Origin of the sequence: Neobacillus citreus (assembly GCF_018343545.2) — a bacterium.
Lineage (GTDB): Bacteria > Bacillota > Bacilli > Bacillales > Cytobacillaceae > Neobacillus > Neobacillus citreus.
The window spans coordinates 66,305-87,862 of the sequence record NZ_JAGYPE020000002.1 but is presented as its reverse complement, the minus strand read 5'-3'; the positions used below and the strand labels follow the sequence as shown (position 1 = coordinate 87,862).

Sequence of the window (21,558 nt, the reverse complement as noted above, 5' to 3'; positions counted from 1 at the left end):
TTTTAATGCATGGAGTTTATTATTTTAGAATTAAAGATAACCCCTTTTTCCCTTAACTGTTTGATTTCTGTCTCTTTAAGACCGAGTATGGATTGTAAAATTTGTTCGTTATGTTCCCCTAACTGCGGTTCAATTGGTGTATCGCCATTTCTTAGGCCGATTTCTTTCTCAAAGAATTTTATCGGGAGGTTCGGAAGCTTCACTTTCCCGAGGACCGGATGTTCTACATCAACCACCATGTTTCTGCCGATTAAGTGTGGGTCATAAATCAAATCTTTTCCGTTTTTGACCTCTCCAGCAGGAATGTGTAAATCAGCCAAAAATCTTAATACTTGCTCGGCTGTCCGATTTTTTGCCCATTCTTCAAAAATTTCATTTAAATAATCAAGGTTCGCTGCCCGTTTCTCAAGCGAAGGGATGTCATCTCCTTCAAATTCTTTGACTATGTCATCTCTTCCAATTCCTTGATAGACCTTTGTAAACCGATCATTGCCGGAAGCACAGACAATGACCCATTTATCATCACTTGTCTGAAAAGCTTCCCATGGCGCTCCAAGCGGGTCTTTATTCCCTCGGGCCATTAACGGTTCGCCGGTCATGCTAGTTCTGATGACCGTCTCTTCAAGAACAGAGAAAACACTGTCCATCATACTGACTTCAATGCGCTGGCCCTTTCCCGTCTTATTCCTTTCGATGATGGCACTTAAAATCCCAACAGTTAAATATATCCCCGACAAAGAATCTGCCACAGCCGGTCCAGTTTTTAATGGTTTTCCGCCTTCCAAACCGTTTTGGCTCATCAACCCGCCCATTGCTTGGGCGATCCCATCAATGCACGGAAGATGTGAATACGGCCCATCACTGCCAAATCCATTTAATGAAGCATAGATAATTTTGGGATTCACTTCTTTAACGGCTTCATAGCCAATCCCTAGTTTGTCGACGGTTCCTGCTACGAAATTTTCCACGATGACGTCAAATTCTTTGGCTAACTCCAGAAATATCTTTTTTCCTTCTTCACTCTTCATATTGAGTGAGATTGATTTTTTTCCTCGATTTAACATGTAGAAGTAACCGCTTACACTTTCTTTGAAAGGAGGGATGGACCTAGAGCGGTCACCCGCTCCAGGTCTTTCTACCTTAACTACTTCCGCCCCTAAATCCTGCAGGATCAGCGTTGCATATGGGGCGGAAAATACCCAGCTAAGGTCCAGTACTTTAATCCCGTCTAATGGTTTTGTCATCTCTTCATCGGCTCTCTTTCGTTATTTCTCAATCGTGACTTGATACATATTTTCTGCTCCTGTTGGATGAGGGACGTATCCCTTCACGTAACTAGCCGTAACAACAGGCTCCTTTACTTCTACAAGCGGTACGGACGGAGCATCTTCATGGACAAGTTCCTGAACCTTTTTGTAAATCTTAGCCCGTTCGTTTTGGTCCATCACAGATTTTGCCTGCATCAAGAGATCGCTCACTTCATCATTCTGATAGAAGGTATGGTTTTGGGCTGCGCCCTTAACGGCATTATTTTTGCTCAGCATCGAATATAAGAAATTATCCGGATCACCATTGTCGCCAACCCAGCCAATCATTCCAATCATATGTTCACCCTTTCGAAGCTGGTCAATATAAGCCGCCCATTCAAGGGAAACAACCTTTACTTTAATCCCTGCTTTTTCGAGGCTCGTTTTCATCGCTTCGACCATTTTTACAGGTTGCTGCATGTAAATACGGGAATTGGATGTGACGGAAAACTGCAGCTCGAAGCCGTTTGGATAGCCTGCTTCCGCTAACAGCTGCTTTGCTTTATCCACATCATATTCGTAGTCCTTTACATCATTGTTATAAGCCCAGCTTGAGGATGGCAGCATGTTCTTCACTGGTGCAGCTAAACCATAGTAAAAGGCATCCGCAATCCCTTTCTTGTCGATCGCGTAGTTAATCGCTTGACGAACCTTTGGATTATCAAGCGGTTCTTTCGTATTATTAATCGACAGGTAGCCAACATTTAACGGCGGACGAAGGGTAACTTGGAGGTTTTTATCCTCTTTTACTGAACTTAAATCGGATGGATTCAAACTAACCATGATATCGATTTCGCCATTCTTTAAAGCTGTTAATCTGGCAGAGTTATCAGGAATTACCTTATAAATCAATTTATCCAGCTTCGGCAAACCCTTTTTCCAATAGTTCTCGTTTTTCACGAGGGTAACTGAATCATTTCTTGTCCAAGATTCAAATTTAAACGGTCCTGTGCCGACTGGGTTTTCATTGATTTTAGTGCCATATTTTTTAATCGCTTCCGGGCTGATGATGCCAAACGCATGCATCCCAAGATTCGCTAAGAAGTTTGCCTGCGGTTTTGCCAGCGTAAATTGAACTGTGTTTTGATCAATAGCTTTCACTTCTTCAATCACACTTCCATCACCTTTAAAGCCGTTAAACATGCCGCGGTATACCGAGAATGTTCCATCAAACCGCGAAGGATTCGTTTTATCCATCATTCTTTCAAAGTTAAAGACAACTGCTTCGGCATTAAAATCTGTCCCATCTTGGAACTTAACGCCTTCCTGCAATTTAAACGTCCAAACCTTCCCATCATCAGAAGTAGTCCATTCCTTCGCTAATGCCGGCACCACATCCGTTGTTTTTTGATCGTACTCAACCAATGTTTCATAGACGTTTTTCGTTACCCTCCATGTTTCAATTTCATTCGCATTCTGAGGATCCATGGAATAGCTATCGGCACCTCTGCCAAAAATCAAGACTTGTTCTTCCTGTTTTTTGCTACTTTTCGTTTCTTCATTCTTCTTAGAGGTTGTGCTGCTGCAAGCTGATACCAAAAGAGAAAGCACTAATACAATGGTTAATAATCCAAATTTTCTATTTCTCATTTTCTTCCCCCAAAGATTTAGTAGGTTACAGCAAAACAGCATACAGCTTACAATTTCGCTTTGGCACCCTCCAGGAATTCTTCAATTTGTTCCTTCGTTTTTGAATCATTGCCGATGAATTCGGCCAGAGTCCGCCCGCTCTTGTAAGCTACTAAACTCGGAATCCCCATAACACCAGCTTCAGCGCAAATGTCTTTACGGGCATCCGAATCTATTTTATAAAAATCAAACTCTTCACGATTGTTTTCGATAATCTCGTCGATAAACGTGTCGATGAACCGGCAATCCGGGCACCAGTCTGCTGAAAACAGCATGACCGCCGCTTTTTCTCCATTTTTTAGCTCCTCATACTGTTCTAGATTTTTGATGTTTTCCATATCCATTCTCCTTTACATGTTTTTGTTTAAAACGGGTGCTTTCAAGCCTAAATTGAATACCTTATTGGCGTTTTTCCAATAGAATTTCTCTCTGACAGAGTCCTTTAGTGGCCAGGCTTCGATTTCACTAATGACATCTTTGATTGGCATACCGAGTGTCAGCCAATCACTGCCGAAAACAATTTTGTCCTGTATAAGGGAGTTTGCATAATACATGAACATGTCCCACCCCGTATTGGGCTCAGCAATGTATTTCGGTCTGAATGCGGAGGTATCAACATAAAGATTTTCGTATTTTAATAGCATGGCGATTAAATCTGGTACCCATGGCCAGCCGCCGTGCCCAGCGATGATTTTTAAATTTTTGAAATCCATCAGCGGCGCTTCAAGATTGGACGGATGATCAAGAAATACAGAGGTTTGGCGGTAATAATTGATTGAACTATGGATCCAAATCGGGATATTCAGTTCATCACAAAGGGCGTATAATGGATAATATTTCCTATCATCAGCCTTTACCCCATGCTCGTACGGAGGTATCACCACCGCCTTATACCCTTGTTCAGTTAAGGCTTTTCGGACAGTTTTCAGACTTTCGGTTCCCTTGTGAGGGTTATAACCAGCAAATCCTATAAATCTTCCTGGATATTTCTTTAATATTTCCGCCACATAATCATGATCGGCAGGCGGCTCGGATCCGTCTCTTCCGTAATCCATATTGTGGATCGCGTGATAAACAATATTCGATTCACTCAGCATGTTAAGAAATTTGTCCATTGAGAATTCTTCTTCAAGCTTGGCATAGACGTCCCGCATGACGGCGTCAACAGATTGCTGCTGGGCTTTTTGGAAAAATTCTTCTTTTGACATCCCTGCCAGCTGCGCCCACTTCTTTCCAAACAGCAAGCGGTATTCGGTATTATTAGGGTCAATTTCCTTTGGCTCTTCAAAAATAAATTCAGGCAATGTATTCGAACAATCAATAAACAATTCTTTTTTCCTCCTAGTTCTCTAGTAATTTTTTTCAAAAAGAGGTGTCTTGGTTAACGATTTCTCTAGTGTTCCAGGCTCACACCAAATGATTTCTGGTGTCAGTCTTGCCTCGGTATGAAGAGCATTCTTAATCCTTGCTTCCAATTCAGGTAATTTCGTTCTGTCAAATGCCGAGTTATATTCGAGTTTGATTTGCAGCGGCGGTACCACCCTTGGCGGCGGATTATTCAGAACGATTCTTAGTTCTCCTGTAATATCGGGTACGAACGTAGAAATGACTTTTTTAATCGCCGAAGGGTAGACATTTGCCCCTTTTACAATTAGCATGTCATCGGCACGTCCCACAAACTTAATTCTTCTTCCTTTAAATCCGCAGCCCGGACATTCACTCGTGAACACCTGAATGACATCACCAGTTGCGTAACGGATTCTTGGAAGCCCTTTCAAATTTAGTTCTGATGTCACCCGTTCCCCAATCACCCCATCATAAATCTCTAGTGGCTGTTTTGTTTCTGGGTCGATTAAATCATTCGGAAACAGGTTTAGGTCAGGTGCTACACAGTGGATGCCATGATACTCATCCGAATCACAGGAAAATCCTAATTCTCCCAAATAATCATAGATTCTACAGCCATAGGCCTCTTCAATTCTTTTCTTCACCTCAGGTACTCCAACGCCGATTTCACCAACTGTAAAAATCGCTTGCAGCCCAAGGTCTCGTACATTCCATCCTAGCTCTCCCGCCCGAGTAATTAAATGCTCAGCCAATGACGGGGTCATCATAGCTCCAGATGGCTTTGTCATCATCGCATATTGCAAGATCGTCTTGCTGCCTGCGCGCACATCGACATCAATTGGCAATACGCCATGGGAACGGACCCCAAACAAGATGGAAGAGGTAGCGTAAATACCTAAAGAATGACTAAATAATAGCCTGTCACCAGCATGGATCCCTCCATAATCCAGCATGTGCCGAATATAGCGATTCATGAACTCTACATCTTCTTCGGTGAAGCTATAAGTAAAAGTTGGAACTCCAGATGTTCCACTCGTGGTACCGGTAAAGACGATGTCATCCGGTGAACTGCATAAATGCATCCCAAAAGGGTGGCCGAACCGCTCCATGGATTCCTGCTGGCTGATTCTTTCAGCCGTTTTATCCATGAAAATTGGCAGATTCTGATAGTCTGAAAATGTCCGAATATCTTCTGGTGAAGCACCGGCCTTAATGAATTTTCTTCGATAATATTCCGAGTTTCGGTATACATATTTTAATTGCTTCCTAAGTAGATCCTCTTGGTATGCTTTTATTTCTTCTTCCGTCATCTTGTTGAAAATAGGATTTGTGTAGGTTACCTTATTTGCTTTGACTTTTGTGAGCATCATTTCACTCCCCTACTTTAATAATAAAAGGTCATCTTTTTGATGAATATTTTGTATCTTTAAACTATTCCGTATATTTGGATTATAATAGGATAATAGACTGGTGAGAAATATGAGTATTTAATAGGGGGTATAAGCAGAGCTTATGAGAGGGTGCCTTTGAATAAAAATAATACCACTAAAAAAAGGACCTCCTTGGGCTTGGCCAAAAAAAGGTCCTTCCTTAGACTGTTAATTTACTGCATTATGCACAAGAAAAAGCTTGGGCAATACAATCTGAAACGCAAGATAAAGTTGATTCGCGAGCCCCTAGCAAGCTTCCCAATAGGAATGCTACAACCAATACAAGGCCTACAACAATATCACCAAGTGTTGGACAAGCAGGCAATGTAACTGCCATGGATAATCCCCCCTTTTCTCTTTTTTACATAAGGAAGATAGTATCCTCCTTATATTAGACAAGCTATGTGGAAAAGAGTAGATTCGTTCTAGTTAAAAAGTGTAATTTATTATATCCATATATCATTTTAACAACAGCTAATTACCCGAAATCTGAATTGGTTCTGCTTCTCGTGGAGTATAGTCCTCCAGAATATTCCGACTTGCAACGAATAATATGTTCTGCTTCGATATTTTCTTTGGATTTGGCGCAAACACTTTCACACAAGGATAGATTTTGGAAATCGTTGAATATAATGTATGCAAGAATTTATCATGTTTTAGTTTTCCAATATAGTTCATGATTAAAATTCCTGTGTCCGACAGCTTTTCATCTGTCAAAGTAAAAAACTCCTCAGTCGTTAGATGAGTTGGGACATCATCGCTGTTAAAGGCATCTAGAAAAATGATATCCTGAGAATGAGCCTCCTGTTTCTTTAAAAGAACTTGTCCATCGCCAATTTCAACATTATGACCAGAATGACCGAAGTACTTCTTTGATACCTCAACAACCACCGGGTCAATTTCCGCCGTAACCATATATTTTTCAGAATAAAAAGAGCTGACAGTACCAATGCCATGGCCAATAATAAACCCTTTTTTAAAATCAGGTAGATAATGATTGATAAGATCAACTGTAATTCGAATATATGAAACGACCAGATTATTCTGTTGCTCCAAATTCATGATTCCTTGACTAGCATTGGATGAAGACTGAAGCATCCGGAATTTCCCACGCATTCCTTCATATTCACCTCTCTCTGTTACATAAATATTTTGATAACTGCTAGAAGTCTTATAAACTATTGTTGACCCGTAAAAGGGAAGAAATAATTCCAAATCATCATTTCCATTAAAAAAATTCATCTATCCGCCTCCATAAGAATCTTTGCTATAGAATATTCATTTGTTCTAATCGCGGAATGAATAGATAGCATAGAAACTAACAAAATAGAAAACTTCTTCGATAGGGGTTATTCACACACTTCATTTTTGCAGTAAAACATATGATAAAGTAAATTTTTGATTTTAATAAACGGTAAAGGAGTAATATTATGGATGAAAATGTTGTTGAAAATAATAATCCTGCTGGGATGAATGTGGATTTGGAGAAACTCAAGAATTTAACGGGCAATTTAGGAAACCAACTTGATATGAATTCCCTGATGCAGATGGCAACCACTCTTCTAAAAAATGATTCGTTTTTAACTTCTGTTGCTGGACTTAGTAAGCTGAAACTCCCTGCATCCTTAGCACCAAATGCGGAGACGTCTATCGTATCTCAAAGCCAGGAGAATTCCGCTAATGTGGTTACAGAATTACAAAAAGTAAATGAAATGCTATCCTCTCTAAATAATAATTTAGAAAATATATCTAACGTGGTTAAAGAACTTAAACAACAAAACGAAATACTGTCATCTATGGCTCAAAAATTGGACAATATCACAAATGATAATTCAGGTTTTTACAAACTATTTAAACGAAAATCAAAATAAAAATTAGAGCATAAATGCGGTGAAGCGGCGAGCAGCCACACCGCTTTTTTCATTTATATCTCTTTTCAGTTAAAACTCTACCAACAATTTTTCCGTAAAAAAGACACCCCCTTACCAAAGAGGATGTCCTTTTAACTACCCTATTTCTGATACTTTGACAACTTGGAGGTTACACCCGAAGACTTTCGTTCAGGTGGTTTTGCTTTTAGATTGGAAGCCCAGGAAACAGAGGATTCATATCTTTCTGCATGTTCCTTCTTAACGAGATATTGCAGGCGCTCTTTGTTTTTCTCCAGTGATTCCTCCAAGGATTGCAGGCGGCGCCTTGGGAAAGACAGCCCTGCTAAAATCGTCGTAATCGTTGGATCCCCTTCTGTTATATAGGTTCCCTCAAATAGTTCTAAAGGCTCCCCGATTCCCTCAAAAATAGAAGGCACATTTATGAGTTTCGTGACTGTCTCCGGCCCTTCATATATAAGTCCTGCCCGAATGACCCCAACTGTATCGACAGGGCAAAAGATGGAACTTGCCCAAGAACGCTGAATGCTTTCGGCCACTTCCGCCGTCGTCTTCGCATCAGTAACAGGAGCCGAAGAAATCAACGTTACTCCTCTTGTATTGAGGATATTCATCAAATCCGTTTCATCAAAATTGCCGTAAAATGAACTCTTTTGTGTTACTTCCAGGACATGGCTGATGGCCTCCATAACTTGATGGTTGGACTGAAGATAAACTTGCTGCTTGCTTGATTGCGGATTTACTTTACGCATTTGATCGTTATCCACTAGAAATACGGAAGAAATGCCTTCAATTTTGGAAATCTGCTCAATGCATTCAGCCGCATTGATTCGATTCCCTGCCAGCACATTCCGCTCAGGCACAACCGCAATTGCCCCGATGTTCATACCCGGCAGCTGGTCTAATAAAATATCAATTAACAGCGGACTCATTCCCGACCCAGTTCCACCGTCCGTCGAGAAAGCAACTAATAACAGTTTGACGTTTTTAAAGGATTTTTTAACAAAGTCAATCAGTTCCCTATAATGTTCGTGAACCGCCCGTAAACCGACTGAACGGTCCTGCCCTGCTCCATTATACCCTGGGACAAAATATTTCTTTTCAACCTTTGTATTGACTGCCCCATCTCGTTGATTAGTGTTGATAAGGGCGGTTTGAAAGCCCATCGTCGATGCTATTTCAGCGATATTTCCACCTGCTTGACCTACCCCCAAGATGCCGATTGATTTCACCTTATCGCCTCCTTATCTACTATGAAAATATTCATTTTTTACGAATTTAGACTTATCCATTGAAAAATTGGCCTGTCTAATAAGTGCATTTAAGCCGCAAAAAGGATTTTCGAAAGGTACACGACAATCGCAACGGTAACACTGCTGATAATAGTCGTTAACAGGACTGCTTGCGAGGCATATTCCGGGTAATTATCATACTCAAGCGCGAGCAGGGAACTATTTCTCGAAGTCGGAAAGGAACTGGCTATGAATAATGCTTGAGCCGTAATCCCTTTAAGACCAAGAATTGTGATAACGAAAAAACCAACTATCGGCGAAATTAGCAGCCTGCCGATGACAATCCAGATGATGGGCCGGGAAATGTGAGTAATTTTTAAATACGCGACCTGTGCACCTAATGTAACGAGCGCTACCGCTAAAAAGGCGTTCGATGCATTTTCAATTGGCTTCCAAATATAAATGGGAATTTCCACATGAAGCCATTTCAACAATACAGCCAATAATAGAGCGTAAATCACCGGTAGCCGCATAATTTTCCGTAAAACTTCCATCCCGCTGCTCTGGGCAGAAACACAGTTATATAATCCGTAAGTAAATGTGAGTATGTTTTGAAAAATCATGATGATGATTTGGATGGACATGGCGATCGGATTCCCGGCAAAAGCCATTTCGCTGACCGGCAGACCGTAATTTCCGGAATTGCTTAAGACCATACTGTTTTTAAATGTGGACGACAGCTTGCGGTCAAATTTGTTTGCTTTTGCAATTACCATACTGATAAGAATTAGAATAAAGTTAAACAGCATTAAATAGCCTAACGTCTGACTAACGACCGCCTTCGGCAACTTACTCTGATAAATATTGACGAAACAAACTGCCGGTAATAAGAAATACACTGTCAAAGTTGACAGTGTAGATAAATTTAGCTTAACAGTCCGCTGCAAGATGGCACCTGCCACGATTAACACAAAGATCGGGAAAATGATATCGAGCAAAATATGAAACAATATATCCATTGAAAAACCTTCTCTCTCTATAAAACAAAAAATCCTATTTATTCTTTATCGTTATAATAAATCACCTCAGAAAGAAATTTGCAACCAGATACATTGCCAAACGCTTCCCTTGCTTCCCGCTCAGAATAAAATTCATACATTGAGACATTATTTTTTCCTAAAAAGACGGTAATAATCCACATATTGAATCCCCCAGCCTACTTTTCTATTAAAAAGGAATAATGCCTAAAACAATTGCAACTGCCATCATCACCAATGTCGAGCCGCATGCCCATTTCAGGAAGGTGCGCTGCAGGTCGCCGAAATCTTCGCCAACCATTCCAACCAAGAGGTAGGTCGAAGGGACAAGAGGGCTTAATAAGTGAACAGGCTGTCCTAACAATGATGCCCGTCCAAGAAATGCCGGGTCGATTCCATATACACTCGCTGCTTTAGCAAGCAAAGGCAGCACCCCATAATAGAAAGCATCATTTGACATGAAAAAGGTTAATGGTGCGCTAATAATCGCTGTAATTACAGCAAAATGTGAACCCAGAAAATCCGGTATATAGGAAATCATTGCAGTTGCCATGGCATCTACCATTTTTGTACCTGTCAAAATACCTGTAAAAATCCCTGCCGCAAACACCATTGAAACAACTGACAAGGCATTGTCTGCATAGTTGGCAACTCGTTCTTTTTGATCGCTTAAGCGTGGGTAGTTAAGCGTAATCGCAATAGCGAATCCAAGCATGAACAAGACTGTTGTTGGAAGCCACTCTTGGATTAATGCTACTAATAGAGTGATTGTCAGAGCATAGTTGATAAGAATTAACTTAGGACGTTTAAGGTAGGCAGCCTCTGAAGTTGCAGCTACCATATTGCTCGTGACAGGATCGATTTGCAGGACACCGACCCGTTTCCGTTCTTTTCTTCCAAGCACGAAGGCCATGAATAAAACAAACACGATTCCTCCCGCCATACTTGGGATCACCGGTGTAAAAATATCTGACATTTCCATATGCAAAGCTGTCATTGCTCTTGCTGTTGGACCGCCCCATGGAAGAAGGTTCATGACGCCTGAAGCTGATACGGCAATTCCAGCAAGTGTTAGTGGCCTCATGCCAATCCGTTTATACAGTGGCAACATCGCTGAAATCGTTATCATATAAGTGGTGGTCCCATCCCCGTCTAGAGAAATTAATAGGGCAAGGACAGCCGTTCCAATCGCTACTTTGACTGGGTCTCCTTTTACCACTTTCAAGATTGTCGAAATAATGGGATCAAACACTCCGGCATCAATCATAATACCGAAAAACAGAATCGCAAACAGAATCATAATTCCAGTTGGCGCAACACTTTTAATCCCCTCTAGCGCCATCGGTCCCATTTTGCTTCCAAAACCGCCGATCAATGCAAAAACAACAGGCACTACCATAAGCGCGATCATAGCGGGAAGGCGTTTAGTCATAATCAATGTCATGAAAGTAATAATCATTAAAAATCCTAAAATTGCTAACATATTAGTCACCCCTTTTATTTGTAAATTAAATATAATCAAAATACTCAGGAGTGAAAACGTTACCAAAATAAAGTTTTTAACGTAATTTAAGTAGATTTTGTACATATTGTTCACAAGAGGAGAATTTTTCCATAAATAAAATCTCGCCGATTGGCGAGTCCTCGAGGACGAAGACAGAGGCGTAGTTGAATTTATACTTTCTTATTAGCTAAAAAAGAAGGCGGCATTCCCACCTTCTTTCATAAAACTGGATAATATTTTCGTTCCGGCCTGCCGACAATTCCGTAGACCACTTCTGCTTTTACCTCCTGTTTGGAGGAGAGATATTCCAGATATCTTCGTGCTGTAATCCGGGAAGCGCCAATTTCTTTGCCAACTTCCTCTGCCGAAAGGCCATCTTTCCTTGCCTGAAAAACAGCTTTTACTTTTCCTAGTGTTATTTCATCGATACCCTTCGGAAGCCCAGGGCTTTTGCCTTCTCTTTCCGCTTTTCCATGCCTAAATAGAAGATCTACATAGTTTTGATTAATTTCCTGAGTGGAAGAAAGCAAGGTACGTTTTTTGATATATTCCTGGATAACATCATCAAACCTTTCTTTGTTTACCGGCTTGATCAGGTAATTTTCGACCCCGTAATTTAAAGCTTTTTCAAGAAATTCCTTATCGGTTGCCGCCGTAATCATAATAATACTAACCTTCGGATACTTTTCTCGTATCGCAGGCAAAAGATCGGATCCCAGCATATCTGGCATATACACATCAAGAAGGAGAAAATCAGGGTTTTCCTTCTCAAGCACTTGAAGTGTCTGTTCACCGTTTAATGCTTTGCCTACAACTTCTATTTCTTCAAACATATTTAAAAACTTTTCATGCATATCAGCGATTCGAAAATCATCTTCCGCAATAACCGTTTTGATCCTATCCAACCATCTCATCCCCTTGCACGTTTTTTGGAATATAAACGGTAAAAATAGCGCCGCTTTCAGAATTGCTTTGCGCCTCTATCATCCCATTCAATTCTAATACAGCCTGTTCAGCATTTGACAAGCCAAATCCTCGCGGCGCCGTACCTATTTTAGAGGAATAGCCCCGTTCAAAAAGGAGCGATATTTCAGCCTCATTAAACCCCTTTCCATTATCGGAAATTTCAAAAATGATATCACTTCCGATATCTGTTGCAAAGAATTTAACAACAGGGTCTTTACTTCCGTAAACAGCTTCAAAGGCATTATCAATTAAGTTTCCCAGAATGACAATGAGGTTAGAAAGTTTAATATGGGCGGGCATTGCTTCCAAGTAACTGTCTGTATTAATCTCAAAGTTTATTTTCTTTTCTGATGCTTTCCCTAATTTACCTAATAAAATGGCCTGTATTTTTGTATCTTTTATTTGCTTAAAAACAACCGAATTCTGAAACTGAAGTGCCTGGGTTTCACCTTGAATCATCTCGATGGCTTCCTTGTATTCCCCAAGCTGCAGCAAGCCCAATAAAAAGTAAAGTTTATTGGTGAATTCGTGGGTCTGGGCACGCAGGTCCTCCGAATACCTTTTTACTTCAGAGATGGTATTAATCATTTGCTCAATTTCCGTTTTGTCACGGAAAGATGCCACAACGCCTTTAATGCCGTTTTTTCCATCCATGATTGGTGTACAATTCACGATCACGGTTTTATCATTCCAGACCATTTCCTTGTCTGTTTGCGCGTTTCCTGTTTTTAACACCTCATACAGATAGCTGGAAGGAAACAGTCCATCTACTTTCCTGTTTCTTACGGACCCTTGCAGCTGCAGAAGTTCCTTCGCCTGTTGATTCATCATCGTGATGTATCCCTTTTGATTGATTGCTAGAATCCCTTCTTTTACAGAATGGAGGACTGCGTTTTTCTCCTTATAAAGGGTGGCAATTTGGTACGGTTCAAGTCCCATCGTATCTTTGCGGATGTTGCGGCCTAGTAGAATACTGCCGATTAGCGAAATGAATAAAGCAAATAATGAAACAATCAATACCCTTCTGATGTTATCGGTAATTTGCTGATTGACATCTTCGAGAAGAAATCCGACTGACACAATTCCAATAATCTCTCCCTGTTTGTTAAATATCGGAGATTTTCCCCTTATCGATGGTCCAAGTGTCCCTTTCGCCTTGGAGACATAGTACTCCCCTTTTGTAAGGGCCCTGTCATTATCTCCTCCGGTCATCTTCCTGCCAAGTTTTGTTTTTTCGGGATGCGAGTATCTGACCCCATCTTTATTTCCGATTACAACAAATTCAGCACCCGTTTCTTTACGTATTTTTTCCGCAATAGGCTCAATGGTTATGGATGGGTCATCCGTTTTAAATGCATCGATAATGGTCGGAATGTATGAAACAGTTCTCGATATTCCCAGCGCCAGCCTTCCTTTGTTTTCCTCGATTTGCTTGCTTTCCATATAACTATAAAATCCCGTTAATAGCAAAATTAATATGAAACTAAGAATCAGAACAAGACCGAATATTTTTGTTTGAAGGGAAACTTTTATCGACTGCAGAAAGCACACCCCCTTAAAAAATCTCTTTTTTCATTATAGCTTCTAAATATAGATTTTTCTTTAAAAACTAGCAAATTCATATTTTCGGTTAGTTTCCGATTATCAACGGCCTCCTTTATATTTTTTCAACATAACACAATTGTTATTTCTATGAAATCAAACTGTAATACTATTCTTTTTTTTCAATTCATAGAAATAGACACTAAGAGATTACGTTATATCAACCAGGAGGGAAATACCAATGATAAAATTAATAGTGACTTTAACAATAGTAGTATCACTCTTATTTGCTTCACCTGTTTTTGCTTATACGGTTAAAACCGGGGATACGATGACTAAGATTGCAAGAGAACATAGTATGACTTTACAAGATTTAGCGAACCGGAACCCGCAGGTTCAAAACCTCGATTTGATTTATGTTGGACAAACTATACATACTGGTGATTCTGAGGCTGAAATGACGGTCGCAAGGACAGTTGCCGTTAGAGCTGCAGCGGCATCGGCCGCGTTAAAACTTGAAGAGAATCAGGGATATTCAGAACAAGAACTAGATTTGTTGGCGAGATTGGTCAGGGCCGAGGCAGAGATTGAGCCTTACGAAGGAAAAGTGGCCGTTGCCTGCGTTGTTTTAAATCGTGTTGCGAGTTCGGCATTCCCTGACTCGATTAAGGAGGTTATCTATCAAAAGGGACAATTCCAGCCTGTCCGCAATGGGGCCATTAATAAACCCGCAGATGATGATTCTATTAACGCGGTGCGTGAGGCGTTGAATGAGAAAAGAAATCTTGTCGGAGATTCCTTATTCTTCTATAATCCGGTCATCGCAACCAGCCGCTGGCTTGATTCAAGGACGACAACCGCCTCTATTGGAGATCATGTGTTTAAGAGATAAAAGCTTTCGACCATAAAAGCCAGCCCACACTACCTTGGACTGGCTTAAGACTATTATTTAACAATGGATTCACTAAAAGTGATCCCACGATTATTCATCCCTTTTACCCCTAGCTGTAAGGATGTCATCAATCCCTCATAGGTGGCTTCTTCCAATGTTCTAGGTGCGAGGCAGTCTCCGATTTGTAAAACATGCGGACCTAGATTTTTTATTTTTTCGTAGAGTTCAGTATTTGGTATGCGTCCAAGCGATAGGACGATTGTATCCCAATTTTCCAAAGTTTCTTTTTCATAAGAAAATAGATTTCTAATTACTGCTCCGTCGCCCTTTATTTCTCCCAAATCATAATGTGGCCGCAGCTTAACTTTAAGTTGATAGAGCTTTTTCAAATATTCATTTCGTAAGTATTGATGGACTTCTTCTCCGATATAAAGCCGCGCCGAAATCAAAGTAACTTGATGGCCTTTTTCCCCTAATTCAATTGCCGCTTCCATTGCTGGCCAATCGCCGGCAAAATCAAATACTAAGACATTTTTTCCAATTTGTTTGTCCCGCTTATTAAACAGCTCTTCAACCGTGAGCACTCGTGGATCTTGTATTCCCGGGATATTCGGGATATACGGTCTTGACCCGGCAGCGCAGATAATTGCATCCGGAGACATTTTCACAATATCTTCGTACTGGACATTCCAACCTAGTTCAAGCTGTACCTTGCTATTAGATAACTTTCTTACATAATTATCGAGCATCGATTCAGCGAGTTCTTGTCTCATCGGCGCCCGTCTTAATGTATGCAATAATCCTCCTGCATGATCCTCTTTATCCGCCAAAACGACATCGTGGCCTTGTTCATCCAATGTGACGGCTGCCTGCATCCCCGCAGGTCCTGCTCCGATGACAAGGACCCTCTTCTTCTCACGCGGACTGTTCTTTAATTCATCAACCTCTCTTTCCTTCCCTGCTGAAGGATTTTGCACACAGCCGATGGTTAATCCTTTATGATAATGACCAATACACGCCTGTAGGCAGCCAATACAAGCATCCATTAAATGAAGATTGCCGGACCTGGCCTTATTCGGCATTTCGGGGTCCACAATTAAAGAACGTGTCATCCCAACAACATCCGCTTTTCCTGATGCTAAGATTTGCTCGGCCTCAACTGGATCAACAATACGGGAGCCGACAAATACTGGTACTGCCCCTGCCATTCGAATTTTAAAGGATTGCGGTGTCAGATACCCATGCTTGATTGGTGAAGGAGGAACAATATGCGTGGACCCCGCAAATGTACTCGAGTCACCTGCCGTGACATCTATAAAATCCACCCTTACGCGCTCCACCAAATATTCCACGATCTTGACCGCATCTTTAACAGTTGTGCCATCCATGGTCATTTCATCGGCACTCATGCGGATACCAACCGTAAAGTCATCACCAACCACCTGCCAAATCCGTTCCATGACTTCTACAATAAAGCGCATGCGATTTTCGAACGATCCTCCGTATTCATCCGTACGTAAATTTGTATGTTCCGCCCAAAATTGTGCAGGAAGATAGCCATGCGAGCAACAAATCTCTACCCCATCTAGACCGCCTTCTTTTGCTAACCTTGCCGAAATCGCAAACCCTTCAATGACATCCTTGATTTCTTCGATGCTCATCGGTTTAGGCATAGTGCTGAAGCGGAGGCTCGGAACAGCAGAAGGTGCCCAGGCGGCATTTCGATATTCGCTTGAAACAACTTCCCTTCCCCCATGGAATAATTGCGAAAACACTTTTGTTCCATACTGATGAACGCCGCTTGCTAATTCTAAATAAGCAGGTATGACATTTTCATCATATCCTGCAATGGTATTGGTGGTCAGCATACCGGATGGATGAACTGCGGCGGCTTCAAGGATAATCAAACCAGCCCCACCCTTAGCCCTTGCAACATGATAAGCTGTCATGTCAGGGGTAGGAATCCCATCGATTACGTGATTTGTTTGATGTGCCGTACTTAAAATTCTATTTTTTAAATCGGTTGTCCCAATCGTCGTAGGGCTAAATAAATGTTTAAAATTCGTCATGTCCATCACTCCTCAAAATATCTCTATATAACTTACAAGCAAAAATCGTGCCAACTTTTTTTAAAACTATTTTTTCGAAAATTTACTATAATTCAAAAAAGTATTATATAATTTCTGATAAACTGAACTTTTTTTGCACAATCCGTTGCAAATATGCATCAAAATACCATTATTCCTTGCTAGTATTGGTATTAATCCTATGTCCAATTTTTATTTGCATAAATACCGATGCAGAATGTGTTCAAAACAATAAAAAGGAAGTGAAAGTATGGTTGATGTAAACCAATATCAGCAAACCATTACCCATCTGATGAATGTAAACGAATCTCTTCAAGAGCAATTAGATATCTCCCTAAGAAAAATTAAAGAACTAACACAAATTCTGAATTCAAGCTATGATGAAATTTTTGTTACGAATGCGAATGGTGATGTTTTATTTGTAAGTGACTCGTGCAAATATTTTACCGGCCTTCCACCTGAGGCGTTTATCCATAAGAACATCCGTGAACTCGAAGAAAAAGGGATTATTAAGGAATCCGTCACGTTGAGAACAATGAAAACACAAGCGGTTCAATCCAATGAACAAACTTATCCAAACGGCAAGACTGTCCTCGCTACAGCTAAACCCGTTTTTGATGAGGAAGGAAAATTATACCGAATTGTATGTAATTCGAGGGATATTTCTGAACTCGTGGAAATGAAAAGAAGACTTTCAGAATTCTCTGCCCTCCACCAGGAAAATAGAATCGTCCTGACCACAGGCCGGCAAACCTTTATTACGCAGTCTCAAAACATGATTACGACACTGCAAATGGCCCAAAAGGTTGCACCACTTGACTCTTCTATTTTAATTCATGGTGAATCCGGTGTTGGTAAAGGGGTATTGGCAAGGATTATTCACGACTACAGCCCGAGAAAGGTTAATCCATTTGTACAGGTTAACTGCGGTGCCATCCCAGACACATTATTGGAATCCGAATTATTTGGTTATGAAGCTGGAGCGTTTACGGGGGCCAATAAACGGGGTAAGGCAGGACTGGTTGAAATGGCAGATTGCGGTACACTGTTTCTAGATGAAATTGGCGAAATGCCCATGGAGCTGCAAGTAAAAATCCTTCACCTAGTTCAGGATAAATCGTTCAAAAAGGTAGGCGGTACATCCGAAAAACATGTGGACATCCGTATTATTTCAGCGACAAATAAGAACCTCATGGAAATGATTGAAGAGAAGAAATTCCGTGAGGATCTATACTACCGTTTACATGTTGTTCCGTTAAGAATTCCTCCTTTACGAGAACGAAAACAGGATATTTTGGGACTGACCGATTATTTTCTTGAAAAATTCAACACGAAATATTCGCAGCAAGTCCAATTGGATGAAAATGCGAAAATTTGCATCCAGCTTCAGGAATGGCGGGGAAATGTCAGGGAGCTTGAGAATTTCATTGAACATCTCGTCGTTACAGCACATAAGTCCCTATTAAGCCTAGAAGATTTACCCATTGCCATGGATCAGCGGATTCAAAAGGAATTTTCGCAGAAAGGAATGCCTTTGAAACAAGCAGTGGAAGAAACAGAGAGGCAGGTCCTTTCCTATGCCTTATCGAAGTATAAAACCACCAGAAAAATAGCGAAGGCGCTTGGTGTGAATCAAACCACCATTATGAGAAAGCTTCATAAGTATAATTTGAAGTAATAGGATTCTTTTTTATCAGAAATACCCGAATTTTTAGAATTGGCACAGAATTTGCATTAATATTTATTGAAACCAATTAATGCAAAGGAGTGCTGTGGATGGGCGAATTTCTATTTTCTATTGGCTATGGAGGATCACTGATTATTCTTGGTCTTATTACACATGTTTTTATCCGGAAAATGGATTCCAACGTTGTAGCTAAACAATCGGTCAATACGGATGAAAAGGCGGAGATATCATGATCTATACAATTGGCATCATTATTTCCTTTATTTTGTATATCCTCATTGGTGTGGTCCTTTCAAGAAAGGTAAAAAGCTCTGAGGAATATTATGTTTCCGGAAGAAAAGGATCAACCTTAATGGTTACAGGGACACTGGTTGCCTCGTTTTTAAGTACCGTATCCTTTATGGGTGAAGCAGGATTCTCCTATGAAGGCTATCCTATTCTTTTATTAATTCTTGTAACCTTTAATGCAACTGGTTATGTGGTAGGTGTTTTCTTTTTTGGGCGATACTTGAGAAGAAGTAAATCGTTAACGGTGCCCGAATACTTTGGTAATCGCTTTCAGTCCAACAAAGTAAGATTGGCCGCCGCGATTACAACAATCCTGGGAATTTCCGCTTATCTAGTCGCCGTCACCCAAGGCGGGGCTGTGCTACTGTCGGAAATTTCAGGAGTCTCCTACACCGTGGCCTTGCTGATTATGTGGATTGTTTATGCATCCTTCACCGTTCTCTCAGGAGCTAAAGGTGTAATGGTCAATGACACAATCATGTTTTTCTTGTTTTCGATTGCAACTTATTTATCTTTTCCTTTTATCATAGGCAAGGCAGGAGGGTTTCCTGATGCAATCATCAAAGCTGCGACTAACCCGGAGCGCCCTGATTTATTAAGCTGGCACGGCATCACCGGACCTGGAAATTATATGGGAGAACCGTGGGAGGCCTTGGTTTGGGCCATTATCTTAGGATTGGTTTGGTCGGCAGTTATCGCCATCAGCCCATGGCAAAGCAGCCGCTACTTAATGGCGAAAAACGAACATGTTGCAATTCGATCTGGCGTTTGGGCGACAATCTCCATCATTACCATTTATTTGTTTCTTCATATTAGTATCTCAACGATTACCACTGTGAACCCAGATATAAATCCTACGGAAAAAGTATTTATTTGGGCCGCTATGAACATGGTGCCAAAGTGGCTAGGCGTGGTTATCATAAGCGGGATTATGGCTGCTGCCTTATCCTCATGCGCCAGTTTCCTGCAGCTGATTGGGTCAAGCATCACGAGGGATATCATGGAGCAATCCCGAAACAAAACATATTCGGACAAACACTTGCTAAGAGTCAGCCGCATTTCGATGATTGTCGTTAGCTTTATCATTCTTTTGATTGGACTTTGGCAGCCGCCTTCCATCATGTGGATTGGTTATTTTGCCGCCACACTGTTCGCTGCTTCTTGGGGACCAGTAGCTTTTGCCAGTATTTATTCAAAAAAGGTAACGAAAACTGGGGCGTTATGGAGCATTATTATGGGATTTTTAGGAGTTGTGTTGGGAGAAGTATTGAAAAAAATGGGCATCACGCTTCCTGTTTACCTGAATCCAGTTATTATTGGTGTCATCCTTAGCTCACTTGCATTATATTTCGGTTCTAAATTTGGAGAAATCACAATCGAGGAAAGAAGCTTCCTAGAAAACATTTTAAAACGTCCGATTGAAGCTAACGAAAAAGAGGAAATATCAATAACCCGAAGATATCCATTGTACCTGGTTGCAAGCGGTATTCTGATCATAATCGTTACTTTCGTCTTCTATTATTGGCCGCTGACACTTGCTATGTAGATGATTTTGCCTTCTTAAAAAACTAGCACCGCTTGGTGGTGCTAGTTTTTTAACAGTCTTTCTCTTTATGTGAGTGCCTTTTTTAAATCATCAATAAATGCAGCCACCTTGTCTTCCTTTGTCGCCCAAGAGGCTACAAGGCGAATCCCAGATTGATCGGAATCGACCTTTTCCCAAATATGAAATGCATACTTCTTTTCTAATTCAGAAATCACCGTATTTGGCAGGATGGGGAAAATTTGATTGGAAGGAGAATCAGTCAGAAACTGAATATTGGCCCCACTTAATTCAACTTTTAGCAAATCCGCCATCCGATTCGCATGCCCTGCCAAGTCAAAAAATAGGTTGTCCCGAAACAGTTCAAGAAACTGGATGCCAAGCAGCCTTCCTTTTGCCAGAAGCCCGCCCTTTTGCTTTATATGATAGCGGAAATCCTCCTTCAGCGAGTCACGGCATATCACTAACGCCTCCCCAATCAGTGCACCGTTCTTCGTACCACCGATATAAAAAGCGTCCACCAATGCAGGAAGGTCACTTAACTGAAGATCATTCTCCGAGGAGCACAATGCCGACCCTAATCTCGCGCCGTCCATAAATAAAATCAGATTGTTTTCATCACAAAAATCTTTTAATGCCGCCAGTTCATTCTTTTTATAAATAGTTCCAATTTCAGTGGAATTGGAGATATAAACGAGCTTCGGCTTCACCATATGCTCATCCGGATGTCCGTCAAGAACCGCTTGAAGATGGGAAGGATTCAGCTTACCATCCTTCGTGTCAATCGAAATGATTTTATGCCCGGTCGCTTCAATCGCTCCTGTTTCATGTCCAAGAATATGGCCAGTACTAGCTGCCATCGCCGCTTCGTGTGGTCTTAAGAAAGCAGAAATTGCGGTTAAGTTTGTTTGCGTACCACCAGCTAAAAGATGGATATCTACGTCAGTACGCTCCAGTTTTTCTTTGATAAGTTTAATCGCTTCACTGGTATAGCGGTCCTCACCATACCCGTCTTCCTGCTCGAAATTAGATTCCATCAAAGCGTTCAGTATTCTAGGATGTGCACCTTCGCTGTAATCATTCTTAAAGCTGTACATTCGTGTTTGCCTCCATTTTTTCAAAAATAGAATTATTTTTCCATTGTAACATTATTTTTTAAATAATTTCTAAATTTGCGT

At 40.9% G+C, this 21,558-nt stretch carries 20 protein-coding genes; 5 read left to right on the top strand and 15 right to left on the bottom strand.

Translation table 11 applies throughout. From position 1 onward, the window contains the following. Positions 1–2 precede the first annotated feature (2 nt). The 7 genes from KHB02_RS02065 to KHB02_RS02035 form a co-directional block, all read right to left on the bottom strand. Positions 3–1,244, bottom strand: a complete 1,242-nt coding sequence (locus KHB02_RS02065; RefSeq protein WP_213145414.1) for a CaiB/BaiF CoA transferase family protein — start codon at positions 1,242–1,244, stop codon at positions 3–5. 21 nt (positions 1,245–1,265) lie between these two features. Next, positions 1,266–2,897: an ABC transporter substrate-binding protein gene (locus KHB02_RS02060; protein ID WP_213145413.1), complete on the bottom strand. Its 1,632-nt coding sequence runs from the start codon at positions 2,895–2,897 to the stop codon at positions 1,266–1,268. A 47-nt stretch (positions 2,898–2,944) separates the two neighbouring features. After that, a complete protein-coding gene (locus KHB02_RS02055) occupies positions 2,945–3,274 on the bottom strand; it encodes a thioredoxin family protein (RefSeq protein ID WP_213145412.1) in 330 nt (109 codons plus the stop codon). A gap of 12 nt (positions 3,275–3,286) precedes the next feature. After that, the gene (locus tag KHB02_RS02050) at positions 3,287–4,264 is read right to left on the bottom strand and encodes an amidohydrolase family protein (protein ID WP_213145411.1); all 978 of its coding nucleotides are present in this window, start codon (positions 4,262–4,264) and stop codon (positions 3,287–3,289) included. A 21-nt stretch (positions 4,265–4,285) separates the two neighbouring features. Further along, positions 4,286–5,653, bottom strand: a complete 1,368-nt coding sequence (locus tag KHB02_RS02045) for a phenylacetate--CoA ligase family protein (RefSeq protein WP_241113670.1) — start codon at positions 5,651–5,653, stop codon at positions 4,286–4,288. A 241-nt stretch (positions 5,654–5,894) separates the two neighbouring features. Continuing rightward, complete coding sequence (locus KHB02_RS02040; RefSeq protein ID WP_213145410.1) at positions 5,895–6,050, bottom strand: hypothetical protein; 156 nt, start codon at positions 6,048–6,050, stop codon at positions 5,895–5,897. 137 nt (positions 6,051–6,187) lie between these two features. Further along, positions 6,188–6,955, bottom strand: a complete 768-nt coding sequence (locus tag KHB02_RS02035) for a spermidine synthase (RefSeq protein ID WP_213145409.1) — start codon at positions 6,953–6,955, stop codon at positions 6,188–6,190. 188 nt (positions 6,956–7,143) lie between these two features. Between KHB02_RS02035 and KHB02_RS02030 the strand changes: the two genes are divergently transcribed. Then, positions 7,144–7,584 (top strand): hypothetical protein, encoded by a 441-nt coding sequence (locus KHB02_RS02030; protein WP_213145408.1) that lies wholly within the window; start codon positions 7,144–7,146, stop codon positions 7,582–7,584. 140 nt (positions 7,585–7,724) lie between these two features. Here KHB02_RS02030 and KHB02_RS02025 read toward each other — a convergent pair whose 3' ends face one another. From KHB02_RS02025 to KHB02_RS02000, 6 genes are all read right to left on the bottom strand, one after another. Next, the gene (locus tag KHB02_RS02025; RefSeq protein WP_213145407.1) at positions 7,725–8,834 is read right to left on the bottom strand and encodes an FtsZ/tubulin family protein; all 1,110 of its coding nucleotides are present in this window, start codon (positions 8,832–8,834) and stop codon (positions 7,725–7,727) included. Between the two features lie 89 nt (positions 8,835–8,923). After that, entirely contained in the window at positions 8,924–9,853 is a 930-nt protein-coding gene (locus KHB02_RS02020) for an AEC family transporter (protein WP_213145406.1), read from the bottom strand. 38 nt (positions 9,854–9,891) lie between these two features. Continuing rightward, positions 9,892–10,035 (bottom strand): hypothetical protein, encoded by a 144-nt coding sequence (locus KHB02_RS02015; RefSeq protein ID WP_213145405.1) that lies wholly within the window; start codon positions 10,033–10,035, stop codon positions 9,892–9,894. Between the two features lie 26 nt (positions 10,036–10,061). Next, positions 10,062–11,354, bottom strand: coding sequence for a CitMHS family transporter (locus tag KHB02_RS02010; protein ID WP_241113669.1), 1,293 nt, complete (start codon positions 11,352–11,354; stop codon positions 10,062–10,064). 239 nt (positions 11,355–11,593) lie between these two features. Continuing rightward, positions 11,594–12,280: a response regulator gene (locus tag KHB02_RS02005; RefSeq protein WP_420848058.1), complete on the bottom strand. Its 687-nt coding sequence runs from the start codon at positions 12,278–12,280 to the stop codon at positions 11,594–11,596. Further along, a complete protein-coding gene (locus tag KHB02_RS02000) occupies positions 12,273–13,784 on the bottom strand; it encodes an ATP-binding protein (protein WP_241113668.1) in 1,512 nt (503 codons plus the stop codon). The genes KHB02_RS02005 and KHB02_RS02000 overlap by 8 nt, the downstream gene beginning before the upstream one ends. A 340-nt stretch (positions 13,785–14,124) precedes the next feature. Between KHB02_RS02000 and KHB02_RS01995 the strand changes: the two genes are divergently transcribed. Next, complete coding sequence (locus KHB02_RS01995; RefSeq protein ID WP_213145402.1) at positions 14,125–14,775, top strand: cell wall hydrolase; 651 nt, start codon at positions 14,125–14,127, stop codon at positions 14,773–14,775. A 53-nt stretch (positions 14,776–14,828) separates the two neighbouring features. Here the strand turns inward: KHB02_RS01995 and KHB02_RS01990 are convergent, their stop codons facing one another. After that, positions 14,829–16,844 (bottom strand): oxidoreductase, encoded by a 2,016-nt coding sequence (locus tag KHB02_RS01990; protein ID WP_213145401.1) that lies wholly within the window; start codon positions 16,842–16,844, stop codon positions 14,829–14,831. A gap of 268 nt (positions 16,845–17,112) precedes the next feature. Here KHB02_RS01990 and KHB02_RS01985 point away from each other — a divergent pair, with 268 nt between their 5' ends. The 3 genes from KHB02_RS01985 to KHB02_RS01975 all read left to right on the top strand — a co-directional run bounded on the left by KHB02_RS01985 (position 17,113) and on the right by KHB02_RS01975 (position 20,383). Continuing rightward, on the top strand, positions 17,113–18,540 hold the full coding sequence (locus tag KHB02_RS01985; protein WP_213145400.1) for a sigma-54 interaction domain-containing protein: 1,428 nt from the start codon (positions 17,113–17,115) through the stop codon (positions 18,538–18,540). Positions 18,541–18,638: 98 nt separating this feature from the next. Next, entirely contained in the window at positions 18,639–18,782 is a 144-nt protein-coding gene (locus KHB02_RS01980) for a hypothetical protein (protein WP_213145399.1), read from the top strand. Then, on the top strand, positions 18,779–20,383 hold the full coding sequence (locus KHB02_RS01975; RefSeq protein ID WP_213145398.1) for a sodium:solute symporter family protein: 1,605 nt from the start codon (positions 18,779–18,781) through the stop codon (positions 20,381–20,383). Before KHB02_RS01980 ends, KHB02_RS01975 begins: the two co-directional genes overlap by 4 nt. A 65-nt stretch (positions 20,384–20,448) precedes the next feature. Here the strand turns inward: KHB02_RS01975 and KHB02_RS01970 are convergent, their stop codons facing one another. Further along, entirely contained in the window at positions 20,449–21,477 is a 1,029-nt protein-coding gene (locus KHB02_RS01970) for a threonine aldolase family protein (RefSeq protein WP_213145397.1), read from the bottom strand. Positions 21,478–21,558: the final 81 nt, after the last annotated feature.

Coding starts and splice junctions, on each gene's coding strand:
- KHB02_RS02065 (WP_213145414.1), bottom strand. CDS start 1,244: ATGACAAAACCATTAGACGGGATTAAAGTACTGGACCTTAGCTGGGTA.
- KHB02_RS02060 (WP_213145413.1), bottom strand. CDS start 2,897: ATGAGAAATAGAAAATTTGGATTATTAACCATTGTATTAGTGCTTTCT.
- KHB02_RS02055 (WP_213145412.1), bottom strand. CDS start 3,274: ATGGAAAACATCAAAAATCTAGAACAGTATGAGGAGCTAAAAAATGGA.
- KHB02_RS02045 (WP_241113670.1), bottom strand. CDS start 5,653: ATGATGCTCACAAAAGTCAAAGCAAATAAGGTAACCTACACAAATCCT.
- KHB02_RS02040 (WP_213145410.1), bottom strand. CDS start 6,050: ATGGCAGTTACATTGCCTGCTTGTCCAACACTTGGTGATATTGTTGTA.
- KHB02_RS02035 (WP_213145409.1), bottom strand. CDS start 6,955: ATGAATTTTTTTAATGGAAATGATGATTTGGAATTATTTCTTCCCTTT.
- KHB02_RS02030 (WP_213145408.1), top strand. CDS start 7,144: ATGGATGAAAATGTTGTTGAAAATAATAATCCTGCTGGGATGAATGTG.
- KHB02_RS02020 (WP_213145406.1), bottom strand. CDS start 9,853: ATGGATATATTGTTTCATATTTTGCTCGATATCATTTTCCCGATCTTT.
- KHB02_RS02015 (WP_213145405.1), bottom strand. CDS start 10,035: ATGTGGATTATTACCGTCTTTTTAGGAAAAAATAATGTCTCAATGTAT.
- KHB02_RS02010 (WP_241113669.1), bottom strand. CDS start 11,354: ATGTTAGCAATTTTAGGATTTTTAATGATTATTACTTTCATGACATTG.
- KHB02_RS02000 (WP_241113668.1), bottom strand. CDS start 13,784: ATGGAAAGCAAGCAAATCGAGGAAAACAAAGGAAGGCTGGCGCTGGGA.
- KHB02_RS01995 (WP_213145402.1), top strand. CDS start 14,125: ATGATAAAATTAATAGTGACTTTAACAATAGTAGTATCACTCTTATTT.
- KHB02_RS01990 (WP_213145401.1), bottom strand. CDS start 16,844: ATGACGAATTTTAAACATTTATTTAGCCCTACGACGATTGGGACAACC.
- KHB02_RS01985 (WP_213145400.1), top strand. CDS start 17,113: ATGGTTGATGTAAACCAATATCAGCAAACCATTACCCATCTGATGAAT.
- KHB02_RS01980 (WP_213145399.1), top strand. CDS start 18,639: ATGGGCGAATTTCTATTTTCTATTGGCTATGGAGGATCACTGATTATT.
- KHB02_RS01975 (WP_213145398.1), top strand. CDS start 18,779: ATGATCTATACAATTGGCATCATTATTTCCTTTATTTTGTATATCCTC.
- KHB02_RS01970 (WP_213145397.1), bottom strand. CDS start 21,477: ATGTACAGCTTTAAGAATGATTACAGCGAAGGTGCACATCCTAGAATA.